At 53.5% G+C, this 24,865-nt stretch carries 20 protein-coding genes; 6 read left to right on the top strand and 14 right to left on the bottom strand.

All coding sequences use genetic code 11. The annotated features are described in order from the left end of the window. Positions 1–35 precede the first annotated feature (35 nt). The 6 genes from norW to NH461_RS11020 form a co-directional block, all read right to left on the bottom strand. On the bottom strand, positions 36–1,181 hold the full coding sequence (norW, locus tag NH461_RS11045; RefSeq protein WP_261600401.1) for an NADH:flavorubredoxin reductase NorW: 1,146 nt from the start codon (positions 1,179–1,181) through the stop codon (positions 36–38). A gap of 10 nt (positions 1,182–1,191) precedes the next feature. Beyond that, positions 1,192–2,673: an anaerobic nitric oxide reductase flavorubredoxin gene (norV, locus tag NH461_RS11040; RefSeq protein ID WP_261600400.1), complete on the bottom strand. Its 1,482-nt coding sequence runs from the start codon at positions 2,671–2,673 to the stop codon at positions 1,192–1,194. Between the two features lie 199 nt (positions 2,674–2,872). Beyond that, positions 2,873–4,240 (bottom strand): adenylosuccinate lyase, encoded by a 1,368-nt coding sequence (purB, locus tag NH461_RS11035; RefSeq protein WP_261600399.1) that lies wholly within the window; start codon positions 4,238–4,240, stop codon positions 2,873–2,875. Between the two features lie 120 nt (positions 4,241–4,360). Further along, entirely contained in the window at positions 4,361–4,978 is a 618-nt protein-coding gene (gene hflD, locus NH461_RS11030; protein ID WP_261600398.1) for a high frequency lysogenization protein HflD, read from the bottom strand. Positions 4,979–5,002: 24 nt separating this feature from the next. Continuing rightward, positions 5,003–6,118: a tRNA 2-thiouridine(34) synthase MnmA gene (mnmA, locus tag NH461_RS11025; protein WP_261600397.1), complete on the bottom strand. Its 1,116-nt coding sequence runs from the start codon at positions 6,116–6,118 to the stop codon at positions 5,003–5,005. Between the two features lie 343 nt (positions 6,119–6,461). Further along, positions 6,462–7,106 carry a pseudouridine synthase gene (locus NH461_RS11020; RefSeq protein ID WP_261600396.1) on the bottom strand — a complete coding sequence of 215 codons (645 nt, stop codon included), beginning with the start codon at positions 7,104–7,106 and terminating at the stop codon, positions 6,462–6,464. Between the two features lie 141 nt (positions 7,107–7,247). Between NH461_RS11020 and icd the strand changes: the two genes are divergently transcribed. Further along, positions 7,248–8,501, top strand: coding sequence for an NADP-dependent isocitrate dehydrogenase (gene icd / locus NH461_RS11015; RefSeq protein WP_261600395.1), 1,254 nt, complete (start codon positions 7,248–7,250; stop codon positions 8,499–8,501). Positions 8,502–8,866: 365 nt separating this feature from the next. Here icd and cspD read toward each other — a convergent pair whose 3' ends face one another. Beyond that, positions 8,867–9,088 (bottom strand): cold shock domain-containing protein CspD, encoded by a 222-nt coding sequence (gene cspD, locus NH461_RS11010; protein ID WP_261600394.1) that lies wholly within the window; start codon positions 9,086–9,088, stop codon positions 8,867–8,869. A gap of 225 nt (positions 9,089–9,313) precedes the next feature. On the opposite strand from cspD, the gene clpS reads away from it, so the two are divergent. Together clpS and clpA are read left to right on the top strand one after the other, a co-directional pair. Beyond that, positions 9,314–9,634 carry an ATP-dependent Clp protease adapter ClpS gene (gene clpS, locus NH461_RS11005; RefSeq protein ID WP_261600393.1) on the top strand — a complete coding sequence of 107 codons (321 nt, stop codon included), beginning with the start codon at positions 9,314–9,316 and terminating at the stop codon, positions 9,632–9,634. A gap of 45 nt (positions 9,635–9,679) precedes the next feature. Continuing rightward, positions 9,680–11,944, top strand: a complete 2,265-nt coding sequence (clpA, locus tag NH461_RS11000; protein ID WP_261600392.1) for an ATP-dependent Clp protease ATP-binding subunit ClpA — start codon at positions 9,680–9,682, stop codon at positions 11,942–11,944. A gap of 143 nt (positions 11,945–12,087) precedes the next feature. Here the strand turns inward: clpA and infA are convergent, their stop codons facing one another. From infA to aat, 3 genes are all read right to left on the bottom strand, one after another. After that, positions 12,088–12,306: a translation initiation factor IF-1 gene (infA, locus tag NH461_RS10995; protein ID WP_005298441.1), complete on the bottom strand. Its 219-nt coding sequence runs from the start codon at positions 12,304–12,306 to the stop codon at positions 12,088–12,090. A 162-nt stretch (positions 12,307–12,468) separates the two neighbouring features. Continuing rightward, positions 12,469–13,167, bottom strand: coding sequence for an arginyltransferase (locus NH461_RS10990; protein WP_261600391.1), 699 nt, complete (start codon positions 13,165–13,167; stop codon positions 12,469–12,471). Further along, positions 13,151–13,876 (bottom strand): leucyl/phenylalanyl-tRNA--protein transferase, encoded by a 726-nt coding sequence (gene aat / locus NH461_RS10985; protein WP_261600390.1) that lies wholly within the window; start codon positions 13,874–13,876, stop codon positions 13,151–13,153. The genes NH461_RS10990 and aat overlap by 17 nt, the downstream gene beginning before the upstream one ends. A gap of 62 nt (positions 13,877–13,938) precedes the next feature. Between aat and NH461_RS10980 the strand changes: the two genes are divergently transcribed. Beyond that, positions 13,939–14,409 (top strand): glycine zipper 2TM domain-containing protein, encoded by a 471-nt coding sequence (locus tag NH461_RS10980; RefSeq protein ID WP_261602888.1) that lies wholly within the window; start codon positions 13,939–13,941, stop codon positions 14,407–14,409. A gap of 129 nt (positions 14,410–14,538) precedes the next feature. Here the strand turns inward: NH461_RS10980 and cydC are convergent, their stop codons facing one another. The 4 genes from cydC to ald form a co-directional block, all read right to left on the bottom strand. Beyond that, entirely contained in the window at positions 14,539–16,260 is a 1,722-nt protein-coding gene (gene cydC / locus NH461_RS10975) for a heme ABC transporter ATP-binding protein/permease CydC (protein ID WP_261600389.1), read from the bottom strand. After that, positions 16,253–18,025, bottom strand: a complete 1,773-nt coding sequence (gene cydD / locus NH461_RS10970) for a heme ABC transporter permease/ATP-binding protein CydD (RefSeq protein WP_261600388.1) — start codon at positions 18,023–18,025, stop codon at positions 16,253–16,255. Before cydD ends, cydC begins: the two co-directional genes overlap by 8 nt. 90 nt (positions 18,026–18,115) lie before the next feature. Then, positions 18,116–19,075 carry a thioredoxin-disulfide reductase gene (gene trxB / locus NH461_RS10965; RefSeq protein WP_261600387.1) on the bottom strand — a complete coding sequence of 320 codons (960 nt, stop codon included), beginning with the start codon at positions 19,073–19,075 and terminating at the stop codon, positions 18,116–18,118. 129 nt (positions 19,076–19,204) lie between these two features. Then, the gene (ald, locus tag NH461_RS10960) at positions 19,205–20,326 is read right to left on the bottom strand and encodes an alanine dehydrogenase (protein WP_261600386.1); all 1,122 of its coding nucleotides are present in this window, start codon (positions 20,324–20,326) and stop codon (positions 19,205–19,207) included. 156 nt (positions 20,327–20,482) lie between these two features. On the opposite strand from ald, the gene lrp reads away from it, so the two are divergent. Both lrp and NH461_RS10950 read left to right on the top strand, forming a co-directional pair. Beyond that, positions 20,483–20,977, top strand: a complete 495-nt coding sequence (lrp, locus tag NH461_RS10955) for a leucine-responsive transcriptional regulator Lrp (RefSeq protein ID WP_007467256.1) — start codon at positions 20,483–20,485, stop codon at positions 20,975–20,977. 384 nt (positions 20,978–21,361) lie between these two features. Further along, the gene (locus NH461_RS10950) at positions 21,362–24,700 is read left to right on the top strand and encodes a DNA translocase FtsK 4TM domain-containing protein (protein ID WP_261600385.1); all 3,339 of its coding nucleotides are present in this window, start codon (positions 21,362–21,364) and stop codon (positions 24,698–24,700) included. The last annotated feature ends 165 nt before the right edge of the window (positions 24,701–24,865 follow it).

Genomic DNA, 24,865 nt, shown 5'->3' with positions numbered 1-24,865 from the left:
GTAGCTATCGTCCTCGGAGTAGTGCCTGGAAGAAATTATTCGGCCGGTAGCTGACGCAGCAGCGGAAACGCAGATTTTTGTTGCTCGTGACTGACGACAAATCCAATCAGTGTTTCTGTTTCTCTGTCAAAGGCTTTGGCGATATAGCCTTCATCATCCCGGGTGACTTCCCATCGTGCTCGCACGCTTGCTGTTTGTCCGGACAGACTAAGCGGGAACCACGGCGTTTTAGCTTTGATGAGACTGGCTGGCAGCTTGAACGGCGTTGGTGTCCCCAACAGTGTTTTGGCCAATGCTATCGCCGATAGCATTGTCGGTTGCAGGAACGCTCTGACTTTGCCATCAAACTCGGCGCAGTCTCCTAAGGCATAGACATCCTGAGCGGAAGTGCGCAACTGATCATCAACGAGAATACCCTGATTGACAGCCAGGCCTGCATCGCTTGCTAGCAGGATGTTTGGCTTCAGGCCCATGGCTGCGATTACGGCATCTGCTTGGACATAGCTTTGATCGTCAAACTGAACAATGAGTTGCTGGTGGTGGCGGTTGACAGCCTGAACCGTTGAGGAGAGTTTGACCCCGACCTGATGTTCTACCATGACCTGATACAACTCAGCGCCAAGGAAAGAAGGCAGTAGGGTTGGCATCAGTCTATCTGCCCGATCACAAAGCGTCACCTGTTTGCCTGCAAGGACGAGATCCATGGCAATCTCAGTGCCGATCAGCCCGGCTCCCATCACGACAACGGATTTAGCGGATGCCAGACGATCCTGCCGGTTAGCATATTCAGATAAACTGTTGAGCGTCGCTATCTCGTCCGTCGCGTTGCCTTCAAAAGCCGGTACCAGTGATGATGCACCGGTTGCCAGGACCAATTTGGAGTAGCTGATTTGATGATCTGGCAGTTTGACAACTTTGGCCTCAATATCAATGGATTGAACTTTGGTGTAGTTCATCAGCTCGATTTGTTGTGATGCGCTAAATTCATCTGCCGTCTGTTTGATTAAATCACCAGCTGTCTGCCTGCGGGAAAAAACATGGCTCAGTTCTGGCTTGGAATAGTCATCCCCACTATCAGCAGTAATGACTGTTATGGGTGCTGCGTTATCAAGTTTTCGCAGTGATTTCACCAGTTGGTAAGCGGCAAAGCCGCTTCCAATAATTATGATATGCTTATCCATGTCCAGCCTCCTAAGCCAATGGTTCAAAGACGTTTTTACCAATCCCGCAGTCCGGGCAAAGGAAAGAGTCAGGGACAGCTTCCCATGAGGTTCCGGGCATAACGTCCTGATTGGGCTCGCCTCGCTCAGGGTCATAAACCCACTGACAGACCGTACAAATTTGCTTCTGTGTTGGGTTGGCCGAGGAACAAGTTGGTTTCGTTGGTGAACCAGCTTGGGTTGCCAGATTTGCTGGCTGGGATTGCGCCGGACTTTCACAACGTTCTTCGACAGGCGTTGTCTGAGCTTCTATCGGCTGCAGTGCCCACTCGCGTGCGATTTTTCGGCCATGCTCTCGGCACGCTGCAAGGGCGTTACCATCCGGGCGCCATTTCACTTTGATGCCGACGGTGGTAAAGAATCCGGCATCTGTGAGGCGGGCATGAATACGATCAACGGCGCCGCCATTCCAACCAAAACTACCAAAAGCCCCGGCCTTCTTACCTTTGAAGCGCAGGCCGGTGATTTCTTCCAGCATACCGGCAACTTTCGGCATCATCACGTTGTTCATGGTTGAAGACCCGACTAGAACCCCTTTGGAACAGAAGACATTGGCCAGTATTTCGTTTTTATCATGGCGAGCGACGTTGAAGATTTTCACCGCTACCCGGGGATCGGTTTCAGTAATGCCCTGGGCAATCGCATCGGCCATCATGCGGGTATTGTTGGACATGGAATCATAGAAGAGAGTGATTTTGTCTTCCTTGTATTCATCGGCCCATTCAAGGTATTTTTCAATAATTTGGACTGGGTTATCACGCCAGATCACGCCATGGGACGTCGCAATCATCTCGACCGGAAGGTTAAAGGCCAGTACCTCGTGGATCTTGGCTGTAACTAAGGGGCTAAAAGGCGTCAGTATGTTGGAGTAATAGCGCAGACATTGCTCCATTAGCTCGTTGTACTCAACTTCATCATTGAAAAGACGCTCGTCACAATAGTGCTGGCCGAAGGCATCATTACTGAACAGGACGGCATCTTCGGTCAGGTAGGTCATCATGCTGTCCGGCCAGTGCAGCATTGGGGTTTCGATGAACACGAGTGACCTGCCGTTGCCGATGTCTATGCTGTCCCCGGTTTTCACAGTATTGAAATTCCATTCAGGATGGTGGTGGTGCCCGGTAATCGAGTCGACAGCATTTTCGGTACAGTAAATCGGGGTTTCAGGGATCTTGGACATCAGCAGCGATAGCGCGCCGGCGTGGTCCTCTTCAGCATGGTTAATGACGATCAGATCGATTTCTTTCAGGTCAATCTCTTGCTCGAGTTTCTGGACGAAGTCGTAACTGAATTTATGATCGACCGTGTCAATCAGCACGTTTTTACCTTCACGGATAAGGTAACTGTTGTAGCTGGTCCCTTTCAGCGTCTTGTACTCCGTTCCGTGGAAGTCACGGATCTCCCAGTCGCGTTGACCAACCCAGTGAATATTGCTTTTAACGTGAATAGACATACAACCTACCTAAGATAACGATTAACATGTATTTTCAATGCATGTTAATCGCGGGGGTGGTTTGATGCAAGTTTAAAGTTGCATTAAAAATATATGTTTATTTCAATTTGTTGATTATAAAGAAAATAAAATTGATTTTAAAAAGGGGAGATATGAAAAAGGCCAGCAGTGCTGGCCTTGATGGTCTGTGTGCGAGTGCTTACAGTTTGTCGGTCAGCTTCACAGCGTCGCCGATGTAGTTCGCCGGCGTCATGGCTTTCAGGCGCACTTTCTCGTGCTCTGGCAGCTCCAGGCCGTCGATGAACTGGCGCATGCCTTCACCGTCAACACGCTTACCGCGGGTCAGCTCTTTCAACTTCTCGTATGGTTTTTCGATGCCGTAGCGGCGCATCACGGTTTGCACTGGCTCAGCCAGCACTTCCCAGTTCTTATCCAACTCTGCTTCCAGTGCGGCCTGGTTTACTTCCAACTTGCTGATCCCTTTCAGTGTTGAGGTGTACGCGATAATCGCGTAGCCACAACCGACACCCAGGTTACGCAGTACCGTTGAGTCCGTCAGGTCACGCTGCCAGCGAGAAACCGGCAGTTTCTGTGCCAGGTGGCTAAAGATAGCGTTCGCCAGGCCCAGGTTACCTTCTGAGTTTTCAAAGTCGATTGGGTTGACTTTATGCGGCATGGTGGACGAGCCAATTTCACCAGCAATGGTTTTTTGCTTGAAGTGACCCAGCGCAATGTAGCCCCAGACGTCGCGGTCGAAGTCCAGCAGGATGGTGTTGAAGCGGGCAAATGCATCAAACAGCTCGGCAATGTAGTCGTGCGGCTCAATCTGCGTGGTGTAAGGGTTCCAGGTCAGGCCCAGAGACGTCACGAATTCTTCGCTGAACTGGTGCCAGTCGATTTCCGGATACGCTGACAGGTGGGCGTTGTAGTTCCCCACGGCGCCGTTGATTTTACCCAGGATCTCAACCTGTTCGATTTGCTTGAACTGACGCTCCATGCGGTAGGCCACGTTGGCCATTTCTTTACCCATGGTTGAAGGTGATGCGGGTTGGCCGTGGGTACGGGACAGCAGCGGGACTTCGCGGTATTCAGCAGCCAGGTTCTTGATCGCATCAATCACGTTGCGAACTTCCGGCAGCATGACTGTGTCACGGGCTTCATTGAGCATCAGCGCGTGGGACAGGTTATTGATATCTTCTGAAGTACAGGCGAAGTGGATGAACTCATTCACCGCGTGCAGCTCAGGGAAATCGGCCACTTTTTCTTTCAGGAAGTATTCCACCGCTTTCACGTCGTGGTTGGTGGTGCGCTCAATGGTTTTAATGCGTTGCGCATCTTCTTCACTAAATTCAGCAGCAATTCGATCCAGGTAGGCGTTTGCTTCGGCGCTGAATGCAGGAACTTCCACGATAGCGTCCGTGGCGGCCAGTTTTTGTAGCCAGCGGATTTCAACGATAGTGCGGTATTTCAGCAGACCAAATTCACTGAAGATGCTGCGTAGCACACTTGTTTTACTTCCGTAGCGGCCGTCTACCGGGGAAACAGCAGTCAATGCTGACAGTTCCATGTTGCTCTCTCCTGATTAAAAGGGGTTAGTCAATATCTGTTGTCGCCGTCAGGCTTCATCTCTGAATGGACGGCGGCTGTATCAGGTGCCGCGGATAACCGGGCGGCACCTGGGATGTACTTAGTTTCGGGCGAGCAATATTTTTGCCTGCTCCATCATTTGTTTACGGCCAAAAATCAAGTGGCGGCGTTTGCCTCCGACCTGGCGCCACAATACGGCACTGCGCACGGCAGCCAGCAGCAGGGCCCGAACCTTGTGCTGTACGCTTGGCTGTTGTAGGTGCGCGGGCGTACCGGTGACCTGAATTCGCGGGCCAAGCGGGCTGATGGTATCGAGGTAAATGCTCGCCAGATTGCTGATCATCTGCTCTTCCATCAGCTCGAAATGATCCAACTGGCGCTTGGCGGTCTCGATGCGATCCCCCAGTTGCGCCATGCTGTCACGACGCCCGGACAGTTTGCGCTCCAGCGCCATCACACTGACCAGATAGCGGGTCAGCTCGTTGCCGGATGGCGTACTGTCGATTTCGGCTGACAGGGTTTCCAGGCCAAGCCGCAGGTTGGCTTCATTGCCGTAAATCTCAACGGTATTGGCCGGATCAGTGACCACGATACTGTTGAGGCAGGTTTCCAGTGCATCACGGTCGCACTGACCGTCACGGGCAACGTTCTGGACAAGTTTTACGGCCTGGCAGATCCCGGCAAACGCAATGGTACGGTCATATACACTATGTGCCACGAGTGACAACTCCCTTTTATCCCTTTAGATTCTTTGCTCAATAATACCACCACCCAGGCAAACATCGCCGCTGTAGAAGACAGCAGATTGGCCCGGCGTGACGGCAATTTGAGGCTCGTCAAAAATCACTTTGATGTTTTCATCATCAATCGGGATGATGGTACATGGAATGTCCTGCTGACGGTAACGGGTTTTTACCGTACATTGAAGCGGCTCGCGGATCGGCTGGCGATCGACCCAATGCAGCTGCGATGCGACCAGCCCTTCAGATTTCAGGCGCGGGTGATCTTTACCCTGGCCGACGATGAGCTGGTTGCGCGCGACATCTTTGTCGACCACATACCAGGCGTCTTCATTGCCGTTGCCGCCTTTCTGGCCGCCGATAAACAGGCCTTTGCGCTGGCCCAGGGTGTGATACATCAGGCCCTGATGCTGACCAATGACTTTCCCTTCGTCCGCGGTGACAATGTCGCCCGGCTGCGCAGGTAAGTACTTGCTCAGGAAGTCGGTAAACTTACGCTCACCGATAAAGCAGATCCCGGTGGAATCTTTCTTCTTGGCAGTGATCAGGCCTTGCTCTTCGGCAATGCGGCGCACTTCCGGCTTCTCCAGTTCACCGACCGGGAACAGGCTGCGGGCGATTTGGTCATGGCTCAGGGTGTACAGGAAGTAGCTCTGGTCTTTGTTGTTGTCCAGGCCGCGCAGCATTTGCGGCAGCTCGCCTTCGACCGTCGGGAACGTCCGACGCGTATAGTGACCCATCGCGATGTAGTCTGCTTCCAGTACCTCGTCGGCAAATTCCAGGAAGGCTTTGAATTTGATTTCTTTATTACAAAGAATGTCAGGGTTCGGGGTACGGCCAGCTTTGTACTCGGCAAGGAAGTACTCAAAGACATTGTCCCAGTACTCGGCGGCAAAGTTGATGGTATGCAGCGGGATACCGAGTTTGTCACATACAGCTTGGGCATCAGCAAGATCTTCCGCCGCAGAGCAGTACTCTTCCGTGTCGTCTTCTTCCCAGTTTTTCATGAACAGGCCTTCGACCTGGTAACCCTGTTGCAGCAACAGGTAAGCTGAGACAGAGGAATCAACGCCGCCGGACATGCCGACAATGACTTTTTTCTGGCTGTTATCTGACATATTTCTCTTCAGTCGTTACTAGTAATAAGAGCGTAATTCTAACAGAAAGCACCATCACGAAACAGAGCGAGAGCCATATCACACTTTAATAATTTTATCGTCTTTCGCCTCAGGCAGCCAAACCGCGCCCTGGTGTCGATGATTTTCTGATTCAGGGCATGTAAAGCTAAAATCAAAATACGCTTTTAATGGGTTGCTGAAGGTTAAAACCATGACGCAAACGTTTGCTTTGGCGGGATGATAAAGGATGTATCCGTGAATGTGTAGTGTTTTTTCGGGCATTATCACAGGAAAGCGAGTGCCGGCCAGTTGCCGGCACATCAAACAAGCAGGGACCGATACCTTATGACGTCTCGGTCAGGGTGACCTCGCGCCATTCGCCCGGGGCCAGGCCGTCAACGCGCCAGTCGGCCATTTGATAGCGGATCAGGCGCAGGGTCGGAAAGCCGATATGGGCGGTCATTCGGCGCACCTGGCGGTTGCGGCCTTCTTTTAAGGTAATTGCCAGCCAAGTGGTCGGGATGTTCTTACGCTCCCGGATCGGTGGATTTCGTTCCCACACGTCTGGCGCGGCGATCACTTCCACCTCGGCGGGTAGGGTCGGGCCGTCTTTAAGTGCCACCCCGTGGCGAAGGAGCGCCAAATCGGCTTCGTCCGGGGCTCCTTCGACCTGGACCCAGTAAGTTTTGGGTTGTTTGGATTTCGGTTGGGTCAGCCGGGCCTGCAAGATACCGTCGTTGGTCAACACCAGTAATCCTTCACTGTCTTTGTCCAGCCGTCCTGCCGGATAAACGTCTTTGACGGGGATGAAATCAGCCAGTGTTTTATCCCCCGGTTCTCCGCTGAACTGGGTCAAAACGTTATAAGGTTTGTTAAATAAAATGATCTTCCTCGGTTCGCGCGGGCGTTTGGGTTGATTTAGTTTTCTTGACGACCGACGCTCATTCTGAACACGTTTCGGTTGACGGGCAGCGGTGTTTGGCTTCATAAATAGCGTGCTTAGTGCGGATAGTGACATTGAACTGCCCATTATACGCGAAAATGAACCCGATTGGCGTATCGACAAAATTTCAAGTATGATTTGCGCGCATCTTACAAAAAGATAACAAATGGACGCTAGGAGATTTAAATGGATAGTAAAGTAGTAGTACCAGTTGAAGGTCAAAAAATTTCTGTTGATGCAGAAGGTAAACTGGTCGTTCCTAATCACCCGATCATCCCTTACATTGAAGGGGACGGGATTGGTGTTGATGTAAGCCCTGCAATGATCAAAGTGGTTGATGCGGCTGTCGAGAAAGCTTACGGCGGTGACCGTAAGATTGAGTGGATGGAAATCTACACCGGTGAGAAATCAACTCAGGTTTACGGTGAAGATGCCTGGCTACCGCAAGAGACCCTGGACTTTATCCGTGAATACAAAGTCGCTATCAAAGGTCCATTGACGACGCCAGTCGGTGGCGGTATCCGTTCTCTCAACGTTGCGCTGCGTCAAGAGCTTGATCTGTATATCTGTGCCCGCCCGGTCCGTTACTTTGAAGGCGTACCAAGCCCGCTGAAGCAGCCTGAACTGACGGACATGGTGATCTACCGTGAAAACTCGGAAGATATCTATGCTGGTGTTGAGTTCCAGGCCGGGACTGCAGAAGCCGATAAAGTCATCAAATTCCTGCAAGACGAAATGGGTGCCACGAAGATCCGTTTCCCTCAGCAGTGCGGTATCGGGATCAAGCCAATTTCTGAAGAAGGCACGAAGCGCCTGGTTCGCGCTGCGCTTCAGTACACCATTGACAACGATCGTGACTCACTGACTATCGTTCACAAAGGTAACATCATGAAGTTCACCGAAGGTGCCTTCAAAGACTGGGGTTACGAAGTGGCGGCTGAGTTCGGTGCAGAGTTGCTGGACGGTGGTCCATGGATGACGCTGAAGAATCCGAACACCGGCAAAGAAATCATCATCAAAGACAGCATCGCTGACGCATTCCTGCAGCAAATTCTGCTGCGCCCTGCGGAGTACGATGTCATTGCCACCATGAACCTGAACGGTGACTATATCTCTGATGCCTTGGCGGCACAGGTTGGTGGTATCGGTATTGCTCCGGGGGCCAACATCGGTGACGGCGTTGCGTTGTTCGAAGCTACACACGGGACTGCGCCTAAGTATGCCGGTCAGGACAAAGTAAACCCTGGCTCTCTGATCCTGTCTGCTGAAATGATGTTGCGCCACATGGGTTGGACAGAATCGGCTGACCTGATCATCGCTGCGATGGAAGGTGCGATTCGCAACAAGACCGTGACTTACGACTTCGAACGTCAGATGGATGGCGCGACGCTACGTAAGTGTTCTGAGTTTGCTGATGACATGATCGAGCAAATGAAGTAATTCACGTTGTGAATGAAGATGAAGGCTCAGCCACTGGCTGGGCCTTTTTTATATCTGTGGCCCGGCGTTTTCCGACAGAATGAATTTGCAGCGATGGCGTTCACCCTTTATGGTGTGACAGATATGCACCTGTGCCGTTTTGGCTTATCATTGTAGAGGCGTTGCAGTAAAGTTCTGGGACGTTGCAATCAAGCGTAGAAACGTTGAAGCAGAGCGTGAAAAAGGCCGGCAGCCGAGACCGGATTGCATGGTAGCTGACAGGATTGAGTGCCAGAGCGGGTGAGGTAAGATGCAGCCGTCGCAGCGGTCAAAAAAAGGTGAGCGCGGCTCACCTTACAATTCGCTGTGATCAAGCGGGGCGGGGTTTATTTCGCCGCATCGCTTTGGACAGGGACTATCTCTTTGGCATGGAAACCTTTTGGACCCGTCTCAACAGTGTAGTTGACTTGTTGGCCAGCTTTGAGAGTGCGGTATCCATCCATTTGGATAGTTGAATAGTGTGCAAAGATATCGCCTTCGCCCTCTTCCGGGCAGATGAAACCGAAACCTTTGGCGTTATTGAACCATTTAACTGTACCTGTTGCCATGCTATACATCCCTCTTTGCATTCAAGTTCCATTTTGCATCAGTATCAGGCAGTTTTATCATGACTTGAATACTAATGCTAATTTGATGCAGATTATATCTACTACAGGTTACACTTTAGTAAAAAGAGCTAGACAGTCAAGTGCATATTGTAACATTTTCATAAAAACTCGGTTTGTATAGAAGATGTTGTAGCAAGCACGTAAACAAATGGCTAAGATGAAACTATGAGCAAGCTATATGAATGGATTATACCTGAGTCTGACGTACAGGAAGAGGAAGCCACTCAGGTAAAACCGCCATCGATGTATAAAGTAATTCTGAACAATGATGATTACACACCGATGGATTTTGTGATAGAAGTGTTACAGAAGTTCTTCTCCATGGACCTGGAGAAAGCAACACAGTTGATGCTTACTGTGCATTATGAAGGGAAAGCAATCTGTGGAACCTTTACCGCTGAAGTCGCCGAGACGAAGGTGGCACAAGTGATGATGTATGCGAGGGAGCATGAACATCCGCTACTGTGTACGATGGAAAAAGCTTAATTTTTCCGGCACACCATTATGAGTGGTATTTAGGGGAGGTGCCTTATGCTAAACAAAGAACTTGAAGCGAGCTTGAACGGTGCATTCGCCAGGGCGCGAGAAAAGCGCCATGAATTTATGACCGTAGAGCACTTGCTGCTGGCGTTATTGGAAAATGCCGCGGCTCAAGAGGCACTGCTTGCTTGTCGTGCCGATCTCGATACGTTACGCAAAGAGTTGGACTCTTTTATTGAGCAGACCACGCCGTTGATCCCGGTCGATGATGAGAGTCGGGAAACTCAGCCAACCCTGAGCTTTCAGCGGGTGCTGCAACGTGCCGTATTCCACGTCCAATCCTCTGGTCGCAGTGAAGTGACCGGGGCCAATGTTCTGGTCGCAATTTTCAGCGAGCAGGAATCACATGCCGCCTACCTGCTGAAGAAAAGTGATATCAGCCGCCTTGATGTGGTTAACTTTATTTCCCATGGTACGGTCAAAGACAGCGACAATGATGATTTGCACGGCTCCGATGTCGGTGGTGATGAGGCGCGTGCGGAGCAAAACAGCGAAGACAAGCTGGAAAACTTTGCAATCAACCTGAACCAACTGGCCCGCGCAGGGGGAATAGACCCGCTGATTGGTCGTGATTTGGAGTTGGAGCGTACCGTTCAGGTCCTGTGCCGCCGCCGTAAGAATAACCCGCTGCTGGTGGGGGAAGCCGGGGTCGGTAAAACGGCGATTGCCGAGGGGCTGGCCTGGCGCATTGTGGAAGGCCAGGTACCGGACATCATCAAAGACTGTGTGATTTATTCGCTGGATATCGGCTCGTTGCTGGCCGGAACCAAATACCGGGGCGATTTTGAAAAACGCTTCAAAGGTATTTTGAAGCAGTTGGAAAAAGAAGATCACGCGATCCTGTTTATCGATGAAATCCACACCATCATCGGTGCCGGCGCGGCATCGGGTGGTCAGGTGGATGCTGCCAACCTGATTAAGCCGTTGCTCAGTAGCGGGAAGATCCGCTGTATGGGTTCGACCACCTATCAGGAATACAGCAATATTTTCGATAAAGAGCGGGCCTTATCCCGTCGCTTCCAGAAAATCGATATTATCGAGCCGTCACTGGATGATACCACCAAGATCCTGATGGGTCTGAAACCGAAATACGAAGCGCACCACGAAGTCCGCTTTACCAATAAAGCGATCCGTGCGGCGGTTGAGTTGTCGGCCAAATATATCAATGAACGTCACTTACCGGATAAGGCCATTGATGTGATTGATGAGGCCGGTGCCCGTTGCCGTCTGGCCCCTGCCAGCAAGCGGAAGAAAACGGTTAATGTCAGTGATATTGAGGCGATGATCGCCAAAATGGCCCGTATTCCGGAAAAATCCGTATCTTCCAGTGATCGGGATGTGTTGCAGAAACTCGACAGCAAGCTGAAAATGCTGGTATTTGGTCAGGATCCGGCCATTGATGTGTTGACTGAAGCCATCAAGTTGAGCCGTGCCGGGCTGGGTGCAGAGAATAAACCTGTGGGTTCGTTCCTGTTTGCCGGTCCGACCGGGGTTGGTAAAACCGAGGTGACGGTGCAACTGGCACGCACCCTGGGGATTGAGCTGCTGCGTTTTGATATGTCCGAATACATGGAGCGCCACACGGTCAGTCGCCTGATTGGTGCACCTCCGGGTTATGTCGGATATGACCAGGGTGGCCTGCTGACGGATGCCGTGATTAAGAATCCGCACTCGGTCGTCTTGCTGGATGAAATCGAGAAAGCTCACCCGGATGTGTTTAATCTGCTGCTGCAGGTGATGGACAATGGGACATTGACTGATAACAACGGTCGCAAAGCTGATTTCCGCAATGTGATCCTGGTGATGACGACTAATGCCGGTGTGACAGAAACGGTTCGTAAGTCGATCGGTTTGGTTCAACAGGATAACAGCACCGACGCTATGGGTGAGATCAAGCGTGTCTTCACGCCAGAATTCCGCAACCGTCTGGACGGCATTATCTGGTTTAATCACCTGGATAAAGTTGTCATCACACAGGTGGTCGACAAGTTTATTGTCGAATTGCAGGCGCAATTGGATGCACGCGGTGTATCCATGGAAGTCTCTTCTGCGGCGCGTGAATGGCTGGCCAATAAAGGCTACGACAAATCGATGGGCGCGCGTCCGATGGCCCGAGTGATTCAGGACAACCTGAAAAAACCGATGGCGAATGAGTTGTTGTTTGGCAGCTTAATCAACGGTGGTTCGGTCCGAGTGGACCTGATCGATGATAAGCTCGATTTTCAGTTCAGCAGCGAAATGGAGCCGGCGCACTAACCGTTTGTTCTTGTCGCTAATTTGCATGAATATGCGATGGACAACAGCCGCCCAATGAGGCGGCTGTTTATTTTTCGGGCGTTGAATAAATAAAACCCGGCCTGAGCCGGGTTTTATTTGTATTCTTTAATCTTGTTATAAGATTAACGCGCGCGGAAGACGATGCGGCCTTTAGTCAGGTCGTATGGAGTCAGCTCCACAGTCACTTTATCACCAGTAAGAATACGGATGTAGTTTTTACGCATTTTGCCAGAGATGTGCGCGGTAACGACGTGGCCATTCTCCAGTTCAACGCGGAACATAGTATTAGGTAGTGTATCAAGTACAGTACCTTGCATTTCAATTACGTCTTCTTTTGCCATTGAATCCTCTTAGGCTACCAGCCATGCTTCTGATCGGGCCGGATGATGCCTTGAAACTGTTTAAGTGTAAAGTTTAGGCCGCAATTTTACCCTTGCTTCCGGGCTTTGTCAGCTACTGTTCGGTATTTTCTCCCATAAATCGCGTATCGTGATGGCGATGGGCTATTCCCAGTGCCCATCGCGTAATTTTTGATATGGCTTAAACCGCACTTTATAGTTCATGGCGTTACAAGCATCAATTTGATAACCGGGGTACAGCCAAGCCCGACCGGTTTGGCGGGCGTACTGAATTTGGTATAGCACACACAAGGTGCCCAGAGACAGCGTGGCGTCCGGGTCAAAGAAGCTGTACACCGCGCTGAGGGCATCATCAAACATATCGGTGACGGCCACGGCGACCAGTTGATCCTGCTCATATACGTGCAAAAAAAGTGTATCCATCCAGGCAGCCGTACAAAAATCAAAAAACTGCTCTTTATTGGCCGGATACATACTCCCGCCGGCATGGCGCAGCCGGATGTATTTCTCGTACAGGACAAACCAGTTTTCATCCAGGGTCTCTTTGAACTCCCAGTGCAATTGCTTCATCTGGCTTAGCTGGCGCTTCTGGCTCTTGGAGGGCTGAAAGTTCCGGCAGTCAATCCGCAGAGGCGTGCACGCCTGACACAGGCGGCACATCGGACGGTAGATGGCGCTGCCGCTGCGACGGTACCCGGCAGCGACTAATAGTCCGTAACCTTCCGGAGTTAACCAGTGATGATCCATCACGACTCCGAGCTGCTCTTGTGCCTCGGGCAAATAGTTACAGTTTGAGATCGGGGTCAGCCCAATGCGAAGGGATAAATTACGATAGCTGGTCATAGGTTATCTGATGTAATACCTGAGGTTGGTAACAGCCTTCTTTGAGTATGGCATCTCTTTGCGTGTGTAAATGTTGCATAAATGGTGAACGCTCGAGTTCTTCCGCGCCCAGCGAGGCCAGGTGATCGTTCATCATTTGGCAGTCAACCAGCGTGCCGCCGTGGGCGGTAAAATGCTCGCAAAACAACCATAAGGCAATTTTCGACGCATTGTCTGCTAGGGAGAACATCGACTCGCCGCAGAACACCGTGCCGACCTGGACGCCATACAGTCCGCCGATGAGCTGATCAGCCTGCCATACTTCAACTGAATGGCAGTAACCGAGGTGATGTAATTGCTGGTAAGCCTGCATCATGTCGCGGGTGATCCAGGTTTGGTCTGGTCCCCGGCTGTCGCCGCACAGCCGGATCACTTCCGGACAGGCATGGTTCAGGGTGATCCGATACCCTGACTTGCGCAGAAACTTACGCAGGCTTTTACTGGGTTGAAACTGTGCCGGCACGAACACCGCCCGAGGTGCCGGGCTCCACCATAAGATGGGTTCACCTTCGGAGTACCAGGGAAAAATCCCCTGGCGATATGCGGCAACCAAGCGCTCTGGTCGCAAATCACCGCCAAAGGCCAGTAAGCCGTTGGGCTCATCCAGTGCAGTTTCAATGACGGGAAAATGTGTGGTTGCCGGATCCAGCTCCGGTAGATAAATAGCCATAATACTGTTGTCGCAAGGGTACGAGACGAAATAAGAAAAAGACGTACTGGGGAAATTATATGATGAGAAAAATATTATTGTTACTGTTATTGCCCCTGATCTGGTTTCCTTCACTGGCGAGCGCAGCACCGTATCCGCGCAACCAGGCGCGTCCGGTCGAGCAGGTGGTCTTTGGGGAGGTTGAATCCGTCCGTTACATTACCCAGCAGGAGATACGGGCATCCGAGCGGGATGGTTGGAAGACGTTGCTTGGTGGGGTGATTGGTGGCTTGGTCGGGAGCCAGTTCGGCAGCGGTACCGGGCGGGAGGTGGCAACTGCAGTGGGTGCTGTTGCTGGCGCTTCTGTGGCCCATCATAGACAGGCTCGGCAGATCATGGTGCACAGCCAGCTGGTTGAGTTGTTGATCCAAACCGAAGGCGGACGGCTGATTGATGTGATCCAGGATGTTGATCTGCAGATGCTGTTCCAACGCGGTGATCCAATCCGAATCTTGTATTTTCGCGATGGGGTCCGGGTCGATAAAACGTTCTGAATTTTTGGAGGCAAGGGCGCTGGGGGCCTGCGGCATCGGTTGGTTTGCAGCCTCCGGTGAAGGCCGAAAGCATGAAAAAAGCGAAAGGCCGGGCCTTTCGCTTTTTCAGTGGGTGTGCGATGAGCGTGGTTAAATCCGCTTACATAACTCAGCGTACCGGCCACCTTGGGCCAGCAGTGTGGCATGTTGGCCACGTTCGATGATCTCCCCTTCGTCCATCAGGCAGATTTGATCCATTTGCTCCAGCCCCACCAAGCGGTGGGTAATAAACAGCACGGTTTTCTCTTTGGCGTGCTCGAGCAGTAGGTTGATAATCTGCTGTTCGGTCCGGCGGTCAAGCCCTTCGGTCGGCTCATCCATCAACAAGATCGGCGCATCGTGCAGCAGGGCACGGGCAATCCCGATCCGGCGACGCTCACCACCGGAAATCTGACGACCCCCGTCACCCAACCAGGTGTCAAGCCCCTGGCCATCCAGCAGGGTACTCAGACCAACCTGATTCAGCACCGCTTTGAATTCATCGTCCGTGCCGTCCGGTTTGGCCAGCAGCAGGTTTTCACGCAGCGGACCATTGAACACATCAACGCGCTGGCTGACGACGGTAATGGACTCACGCAGCGCCTTTTCCTGCCAGGTTGGCAGGGCGATGCCGTCAATGCTAATGCTGCCTTGCTGCGGATCCCAGTTCCGGGTCAGCAGTTGGAGCAGCGTCGATTTACCGCAGCCGGTCCGTCCCAGCAGCGCCAGTTTTTCACCCTGCTTGAGTTCTAGCGAGACATCCCGCAGCACCGGTTGATCGCTGCCGTAATAGGTGTAGCTAACCTTGTCGAGACGGATATCACCCCGGGCGCGCTTCGAATGACCGTTAGGATCAAACGGCGTGTCCGGCTCGGCCTGGATAATTTCGTTTAGGCGTCGGGCGGAGGTCAGGGTCTGGCCGAGATACTGGAAGGCACCAGCGACCGGCATCATGATCTCGACACTGGCCATGGTGGCAAAAGCAACCATGGCAATGAATGGATCAGGCGTGTTGCCCCCGACACCATCCGCCGCCAGCCAGAGGATCAGGACCAGCGCCCAGCCGGTCGCCGCAATGAGCACCGCATTGGCAAGGCCGGTCAGGCTGGCCATTTTCCGTTGTGCCAGCAGCAGCTCATCTTGCTGAGCCAGTGCCGCCTGGCGATAACGCGATTCGGCATTGAACAGCAGCAACTCGGCATGGCCCTGGATCCAGTCCAGCAGCTTGATGCGATAGTTGGCTTTGGCATACGTCAGAGACTCACCATTGCTTTTGCCCAGGCGGTAGAACACGACCGGTAAGGTGAACATCAGGACCAACAGAATTGTCCCCAGGGTCAGGCCGATCGTCAGATCAAACCAGGCCAGAAATCCGGTGATCGCAACGAGGCCGATCACCCCGATAACCAGCGGACTCACCAGCCGCAGGTAGACGTGATCCATCGCATCGACGTCTGCCACCAGACGGTTGAGCAGATCGGCATCGCGCAGGTTGGCCTGGCGGCCCGGGATCAGCGGTGCCAGCTTGCGGAAGAAAAACAGTCGCAAATCGGCCAGCAGCTTAAACGTGGCGTTGTGGCTGACGACCCGCTCCCCCCAACGACCCGCCGTCCGGGCCATTGAGAAGCCGCGGACCCCGGCACCCGGCAGCATATAGTTGAACGTTTCCCGGGCAATGGTCAGACCGGCCACGGCGGAAGCGGCAATAAACCAGCCGGACAGGGTTAGCAGGCTGAGCGCCGACAACAGGGTTGCCAAGCCGAGCAGCATGCCCAGCGTCAGGCCGAACCAATGCTTGCGGTAGAGTTTCAGGTAAGGGATTAAATCACGCATCGAGATCCCGCTTATCCGTGTGAGCCAGCATATCGGCCAGCAGGCCGTGATGGCGAATTTCATCAAAAGGACCGTTCTGAACCAGCAGGCCGTTTTCCATCACCAGAACGCGGTCCATGGCGGTGAGTTGATCCAGTCGGTGGCTGACCATCAGCGTCGTTTGACCTTTGACGGCGACCGACAGGCTTTCCAGCACCAGATGTTCACTATTGGCATCCAGGCTGGCCGTCGGCTCATCCAACAGCCAGAAGGCACCGTTTTGCAACATGGCACGCGCCACGGCAATCCGTTGGGCCTGACCGACGGACAACCCGCCGGCACGATCACCGACCTGATGCTGATAGCCCTTTTCAAGACGGCGGATAAACTCATCCGCATAGGCTTGCTGCGCCACTTGGGTGACATGCTCATCGGTGGCGAGCGGATTGCCCAGAGTGATGTTGTCCCGCACGGTGCCATGCACCAGGAGCGGGTTTTGGCCGACCCAACTGATGGTCTGACGCCACTCACTGTGATCGAGTTGGTTCAGCTCAATGCCGTTAATCATCAGGCTGCCGCGGTACGGCAGAAAGCCCAGCAGGGCATTGAGCAAACTGGTTTTCCCCGCGCCGCTCGGGCCGACCAGCGCCACCTGGTCATGCGGATTGATGTCAAAGCTGAGTGGGCCGGCCAGGACCTGGCCTTGTGGGCTCAGCACTTCCAAGTCGCGCGCGCTGATCCGGATGGTTTCCGGAGACGGCAACTCGGTATCGCCTTTGCTCATCTCATCGGCTTCGGCGTTCAGAAATTCGACAATAGACTCGGCTGCCCCAATCGCGGAAGCTTTGGCATGGTAGAACGTCCCCAGATCGCGCAGCGGCTGATAGAACTCCGGCGCCAGTACCAGCACAAACAGGCCGGTGAACAGGGTCAATGGTGCGCCGTAATGGCCGAAGTTCAGTTCGCCGATGAAGGCAAAGCCAAAGTAGACCGCCACCAGGGCGACGGAAATGGCAGAGAAGAACTCCAGTACGGCAGAAGACAGGAAAGCCAGACGCAACACTTCCATGGTGCGTTTGCGCAGTACATGGGACGCTGCGTGCAGATTCTCGGCTTCGGCTTCCGTGCGATTGAACAGGCGCAGAGTCGCCAGGCCTTGCAGGCGATCATAGAAGTGCCCGGACAGACGTTGCAGTGCCTTGAAGTTACGTCGGTTGGCATCGGCCGCACCCAGACCGACTAGGGCCATGAAGATTGGCACCAGCGGGGCGGTGATCAGGAAGATCAGTCCGGCAGCCCAGTTGAGCGGGAAGACGGCGACCAGAATGATCAGCGGCACCAGCACGGCAATGGACATTTGCGGAATGTAGCGGGAAAAGAAGTCCTGCATCTCTTCGACCTGCTCCAGCACCAGGCTGGCCCAGGCACCGGCGGGTTTACCCTTGATATAGGCCGGTCCCAGCTTATGCAGGCGGTTCAGGATCAACTGACGGATATGAAGCCGGATTTGCTCCCCGCAGCGATAGCCGAATATTTCGCGACCCCAGCTACAGGCCGCCCGAAGGCCGACGATGACAATCAGGCTGATAAAGTGGCCGACCAGCTCGGCTTTGTCGGTATGCTCAATGATCAGCTGGTGAAGAATGTGAGCCAGAAGCGCAGCCTGACCGACTAACAGCAATCCCGAAAGAAACCCGAGCCCGACGCTGAGCATCAGCCAGCGCTTGGCGAGCTTGCTTTGTGACTTTAACCATTTGGTTAAGTCGCGTTGTTTTTGTTTATCCATAAGACATCTTGAGCTGCAAGTTGCAACGCGCAGAAATGAAGAAGGCGAAAAGCGACCGCTGCCAGAAGGCAGCGGTCGGACAATCAGTGATTATTGTTCTTCGAGTGCGTCGAGGTAACGCTCTGCATCCAGCGCGGCCATACAACCCGTGCCGGCAGAGGTGATTGCCTGACGGTAGGTATGATCCATCACGTCACCGGCGGCGAAGATCCCAGCGACGCTGGTTTGCGTTGCATTCCCTTCCGTGCCGGACTGAACTTTGATGTAACCGTTAGCCATTTCCAGTTGACCTTCGAAGATCCCGGTATTCGGCTGGTGGCCGATGGCGATGAAGACACCCATCACTTCCAGGGTTTCGGTCGCGTCAGACTGGGTATCTTTGATGCGTACAGACGTCACGCCCATGTCATCGCCCAGCACTTCATCCAGCACACGGTCGGTGTGAAGAATGATGTTGCCGTTTTCGACTTTATCCATCAAACGCTTGATCAGAATTTTCTCTGAGCGGAATGAATCACGGCGGTGGATCAGGTGGACTTCAGAAGCAATGTTCGACAAGTACAGGGCTTCTTCAACCGCGGTGTTGCCGCCACCGACAACTGCGACTTTCTGATTGCGGTAGAAGAATCCGTCACAGGTCGCACAGGCTGAGACGCCGCGACCTTTAAAGTTTTCTTCGGATGCCATGCCCAGGTACTTGGCAGAGGCACCGGTGGCAATGATCAGGGCGTCACAGGTGTATTCACCGTTGTCGCCTTTGAGGCGGAACGGGCGCTGGCTGAAGTCAGTTTCGTTAATGTGGTCGAAAATAATTTCGGTATCGAATTTTTCGGCGTGGGCTTTCATTCGCTCCATCAGTGCCGGTCCGGTCAGGCCTTCTGCATCACCTGGCCAGTTTTCGACTTCGGTTGTGGTTGTCAGCTGACCGCCTTGCTGCATTCCGGTCACCATTACCGGGTTGAGATTCGCGCGGGCAGCATAGACAGCGGCGGTGTAGCCGGCAGGACCAGAACCAAGGATGAGCAGTTTACAATGTCTTACGTTACTCATTACTTCTCCAGGCTGAATGAGAATTTCGTCATATAGAGGACTGATTGTAGGTAAATTGAAGACGTAAAGAAAGAGCTCGGTGATCAGGCAGGCTTCCCGGCCGGAGTCGGGAAGGGAAGGCAGCAGGAATTAATGCATACTAATGGCAACTTCAGGGTCGGTATAATGCAGGTTGAAGGCTTCGGCGACCTCTTTGCAGGTGACTTTGCCGTAGATCACATTCAACCCGGCCAGAAACCCCGGATCGGCCAACAAGGCTTTTTTATACCCTTGCCCGGCCAGCTTGATGACATAGGGCAGGGTGGCGTTGTTTAAGGCAAAGGCAGAGGTGCGGGCGACGGCCCCGGGCATATTGGCGACGCAATAATGCACCACATTATCGACGAGATAGGTCGGCTCGGTATGGGTGGTTGGCTTGGAGGTCTCGAAGCAACCGCCCTGATCGATTGCCACATCGACCAAGGCAGAACCCGGCTTCATCTGCTTCACATGCGCTGCGGTGATGAGTTTTGGGGCAGCAGCACCCGGGATCAGGACCGCACCGATAATAATGTCGGCTTCCGGAACCAGGCGATCAATGATCTCTTTGGTTGAATACACCACTTTGGCTTTGCCCTGAAACTCGATATCCAACGCGCGCAAGGTTTCGAGGCTGCGGTCGAGAATGGTGACATCCGCCCGCATCCCCACAGCCATTCGCGCAGCGTTCGAGCCGACCACACCGCCGCCGAGAATGATGACTTTCGCCGGTTCGACGCCGGGCACGCCACTTAACAACAGCCCGCGGCCGCCACTTGAATTCTCCAACGCCTGGGCGCCGGCCTGGATCGACATGCGGCCGGCGACTTCCGACATCGGCGCCAGCAAGGGTAATCGGCCATGGGCGTCAGTGACGGTTTCGTAGGCAATACAGACGGCTTTGCTGTCAATCAGCTCTTTAGTTTGTGGTAAATCTGGGGCAAGATGCAGATAAGTGAATAAAATCTGGCCTTCACGGAGCATGGCTCGCTCTTCTGCCTGGGGCTCTTTTACTTTAACAATCATCTCTGATCTGGTAAAAACTTCTTTAGCAGTCGAAATAATTGTGGCGCCAGCAGTTTGATAATCTGAATCCGAGAGTCCGATCCCGATCCCGGCTTGGGTCTCAACCAGAACCTGATGGCCTAATGAAACGAGTTCACGAACACTACTGGTGACAAGCCCGACGCGGTATTCGTGATTTTTGATTTCTTTGGGAACACCAATGATCATCCTGCATCTCCTTGGCTTGATAGAATGAATAGCTATTGACAAGGTTGTAACTGCGGATCTATTGGCAGTATAGTTTGACTATCAGAGTATTGGATTCTAAATATTAGAAAGTTGTAGTATATTTTTTTGCAAGGAAGTAAGAAGGTGGAATAAAAAATGGTAGATACCAAGAAGAAACCATCCAAGGAATTGGATAGAATTGACCGTAACATATTGAATGAACTGCAAAAAGACGGTCGTATTTCAAACGTTGAGCTGTCAAAGCGGGTGGGTCTGTCGCCGACGCCGTGTCTTGAGCGGGTGCGTCGTCTGGAGCGTCAGGGCTATATCAGTGGCTATACAGCGCTTCTGAATCCGCAATTTCTGGATGCATCACTGCTGGTGTTCGTTGAAATCACGCTGAACCGCGGTGCGCCGGATGTGTTTGAGCAATTTAACAAGTCCGTTCAGGAATTAGAAGATATTCAGGAATGTCATCTGGTTTCCGGCGATTTTGACTACTTGCTGAAAACACGGGTATCGGATATGTCGGCCTACCGGAAGCTGCTGGGTGAAACCCTGCTGCGTTTGCCGGGCGTGAACGATACCCGTACCTATGTGGTGATGGAAGAGGTCAAACAGACCAACAACCTGGTGATCAAAACGCGTTAATTCGGCGGTTGCCGTAATACGTGGATCGCATCGTCAAGCGGCTTTTGCCGCTTGACTTGTTTTCTGCCCTGCAAATCATGCCCCGTCTGCTCAAAATTCAGTCGCTTATCATGTCAATTTAACACTGCGATGAATATTTCTCGGACCAACACCGTTACAATAGCCCTACGCCTATGGCGAGAGATTCGCCAGAGAGTGCTTTGCTCCCAGTTTTGTCTGATGTGTCAAAAAAGTGCGGCAAGTAGTATAAGATAAGGCAAGAATTTCAACCCATCCCAAACAGCAGTGGTTCCTACGGTGCGATCCTGGTGAAGGAGCGCAGTCCGATGGATGGCAACGGCTGCTGTGATTGCACAGAAACTAAGCGTTACACCGGAGTGTTTTTTGAGGAAAGTAAAAGGCAAACAGCCTAGAGTCCGTCTGTCGGGCGGCCAGCGTCTGTTGGAAAGCTTCCTGATTATCGGCATTCTCGCCGCGATATTTATCATGGTCGCCCTGGTCAGTTTCGACCCTGCCGACCCATCCTGGTCCCAAACGGCTTGGGAAGGGCCGGTACAAAATAAGGCTGGTGCCCTCGGTGCCCTGGTCGCCGATACCTTTCTGTTTACTTTGGGATCGCTGGCCTATCCGCTGCCCCTGGCCATTATCCTCGGTGCCTGGGTGCTGTTTCGTCGCCGCGGTGAGCACAATGGCATCGATTTTATGATCTACGGCACCCGTCTGCTGGGCTTGTTGCTGCTGTTCCTGACCAGTTGTGGCCTTGCCGACCTGAACTTTGATGATATCTGGTATTTCTCTTCCGGCGGTGTGGTCGGGGATGTCGTCGCCAACATGGCGTTGCCGCTGTTCAATCTGCTGGGTGCCACATTGGTACTGATGTTCTTCTGGGCGGTGGGCTTTACGCTGTTCTCCGGCATTTCCTGGCTGACGATTGTGGATACACTGGGGGAGACGACGCTTGGCTCTCTGGCTTGGCTGTTGAACAAAGTCCGTTCTGACAAGTCGGAAAACCTGACCCCGTTTGCTGCTGACATTCCGGAGGAGCAGCAAACCGCCTATGCGCAACAATTAAATCCATCCGCGGCAGCAGAGACGCCGGATGCGGATGATGTGTTACTGGCTTCCAGCAGTACACCGAAAGTCATGCCGAGCATGGCGCCGAGCTCTTTGGCGCCATCGGAGCCGTTGCAGACAGAAACAGACTGGCAACCGGAAGAGACTGAACTGAAGATCGTGATGCCGGAGCGGGTAAAAGCCGCACCGGTTGCCCCTGCTGCCTCAGTCCCTCCGGCAGCGACGACGGCAGCGACAGTAGCGGCGCCATCGCCGACAACCCACCACGCGGCCTCAATCAGTCCTGCAGAGATGGCAGCGACGCGCCCGGTTCGCGGTATGACCATCGCCGAGCTTGAGCGCGAGTTGGAGCGGGATGAGAATTTCTCGGTTCATCAGGGCTCCGACATGGCATTTTCAGCCACGTCGGAGCCGGAGGCTGCCTCGGGCTCGGTCACAGAAAATCCTGCCGGGTTAACTGCAGCAGCTTCGGGTGCGATGGTGACAGACGCTGTTGCGCCAGATATTGGGGCGCCAGATGTCGTCGCTTCAGATGTTGTTGAACCGGAAGCTGTCGTTCAAGAAGCCGTTGTCCAAGAAGCTGTTGTTCAAGGAGCTGTAGCTCCGAAGACCGCCACGCGGGAAGACACCTTATCAAGTGGAACGACGCACATTGAGCCATCGATCGGGGACTTATCCTCGTGGCAGGCGACAGAGCAGGGCGCTGGAGCCGAGCTCAGCCCGGAAGCTGGGTCGGGAGATGCCGAGGACGTGCCATGGATTGAGGCGTCGCCGATACCGGCCCGTTCGCAACATCCGGCAATGGATGCAGAATCCGAGGCTGACTTTGTGTTCGAACCAGCTTCCGCACCTGATCTGAACCGGGCCCAACCGGAAGATTCACCTGCCGTTCAGACGGCATCCGTAAGCTCTGAGTCAAATTCGCCCGCTGCCGAGCCGGTGTTTGACGGCAACGCGATTGAAATCGGGGTCCATGACGGCATGTCTGAGCTGGAGCGGGCCGAGCAGGGCCTGGCGGACACCGATGACGGCGATCTGAGTGACGAAGAAGCGTTTTTGCAAAAAATTCGAGAAGCGCAGAAAGCACAGGCGCATGCCGCCGGATTGGATAACCCGTTCCTGATGAAACGAGAAGCGGATTTACCGGTGCCGACTTCACCGATGCCGACCCTGGATCTGCTGGCGCCGGCACGGCAATCCGTGGAGCCGGCCAGCGAGGAAGAACTCAAGCAAACCGCCATGCTGGTGGAAGCCAAGTTGGCGGATTATAAGATTAAAGCCAAGGTCGTCGGGGTATATCCGGGACCGGTGATTACCCGGTTTGAGCTGGATTTGGCGCCGGGCGTGAAAGTCAGCCGGATATCCGGGCTGGCCAAAGATCTGGCTCGTGCGCTGTCGGCTTCGGCGGTGCGGGTGGTGGAAGTGATCCCGGGCAAGCCGTATATCGGTCTGGAACTGCCGAATGTGAACCGCGAGACCGTTTACATGTCAGAAGTTGTAGGCAGCGAGCGGTTCCAGAAGATGAAAGGGGCGCTGCCAATCGTGCTTGGCTATGATATTGCCGGGGAAGCGATTGTCGCCGATCTGAGCAAGACGCCGCACTTGCTGGTGGCCGGTACCACCGGCTCGGGTAAGTCGGTCGGGGTCAACGTGATGATTGTGAGCTTGCTGTACAAGTGTAAGCCGGAAGATTGTCGTTTCATCATGATCGACCCGAAAATGCTTGAACTGTCGATTTATGAAGGGATCCCGCACCTGCTCACCGAAGTGGTCACCGATATGAAAGATGCAGGCAACGCCCTGCGCTGGTGTGTGGGTGAGATGGAGCGCCGCTATAAACTGATGGCGGCTTGTGGCGTACGTAACCTGGCGGGCTTTAACGCTAAGCTGAAAGAAGCAGCAGAAGCCGGTCACCCGATCCACGATCCGTTGTGGAAGCCGGGTGACAGCATGGATGAGTTTCCGCCGTTGCTGGAGAAGATGCCGAGCATCGTGGTAGTGGTCGATGAATTTGCCGACCTGATGATGGTGGTGGGTAAGAAAGTCGAAGAGCTGATTGCCCGTCTGGCGCAGAAAGCGCGGGCAGCCGGGATCCACCTGGTGCTGGCGACGCAGCGTCCGTCTGTGGATGTGATCACCGGCCTGATTAAGGCGAACATTCCGAGCCGGATGGCCTTCACGGTATCGACCAAAACCGATTCGCGAACCATTCTGGATCAGGGCGGGGCAGAATCTCTGCTGGGGATGGGTGATATGCTCTATCTGCCGGCGGGTCAGAACCATCCGATCCGGGTTCACGGGGCGTTTGCATCAGATGACGACGTTCACAACGTGGTCAATGACTGGAAGGCCCGCGGTAAGCCGCAATACATTGAAGGTATTCTGGAAGCGGATCAGGGTGCGGAAGGGCTGCTGCCGGGTGAAGCACCGGTTGGCGGAGATGATGAACTGGATCAGCTGTTCGATCAGGTCGCTGCCTTTGTCGCAGAGTCGCGCCGTGGCTCGGTCTCCGGGGTCCAGCGCCGCTTTAAGATTGGTTATAACCGCGCGGCTCGTATTGTTGAGCAGTTGGAAGCACATGGCATTGTCAGTCCACCGGGTCATAACGGCAACCGGGAAGTGCTGGCACCGCCGCCACCGCAGGACTAATGGCCTGGCGGTTTGGGATGAACTGTTTGTTGGCTGCAATAGTTTGTTGGTTGTAACAGTTTGTCGGTAGCAACAGTTGGTTCGTTACAGCTTGTCATTTGTCGCGACTGTTGCTTCGTCATGGCACAGCAGCCAACGGATATGATCGGGGAAGCGTGACGCGCC

Origin of the sequence: Photobacterium sp. TY1-4, assembly GCF_025398175.1 — a bacterium.
Classification (GTDB): domain Bacteria; phylum Pseudomonadota; class Gammaproteobacteria; order Enterobacterales; family Vibrionaceae; genus Photobacterium.
This window is presented reverse-complemented; position numbering and strand designations above follow the sequence as displayed.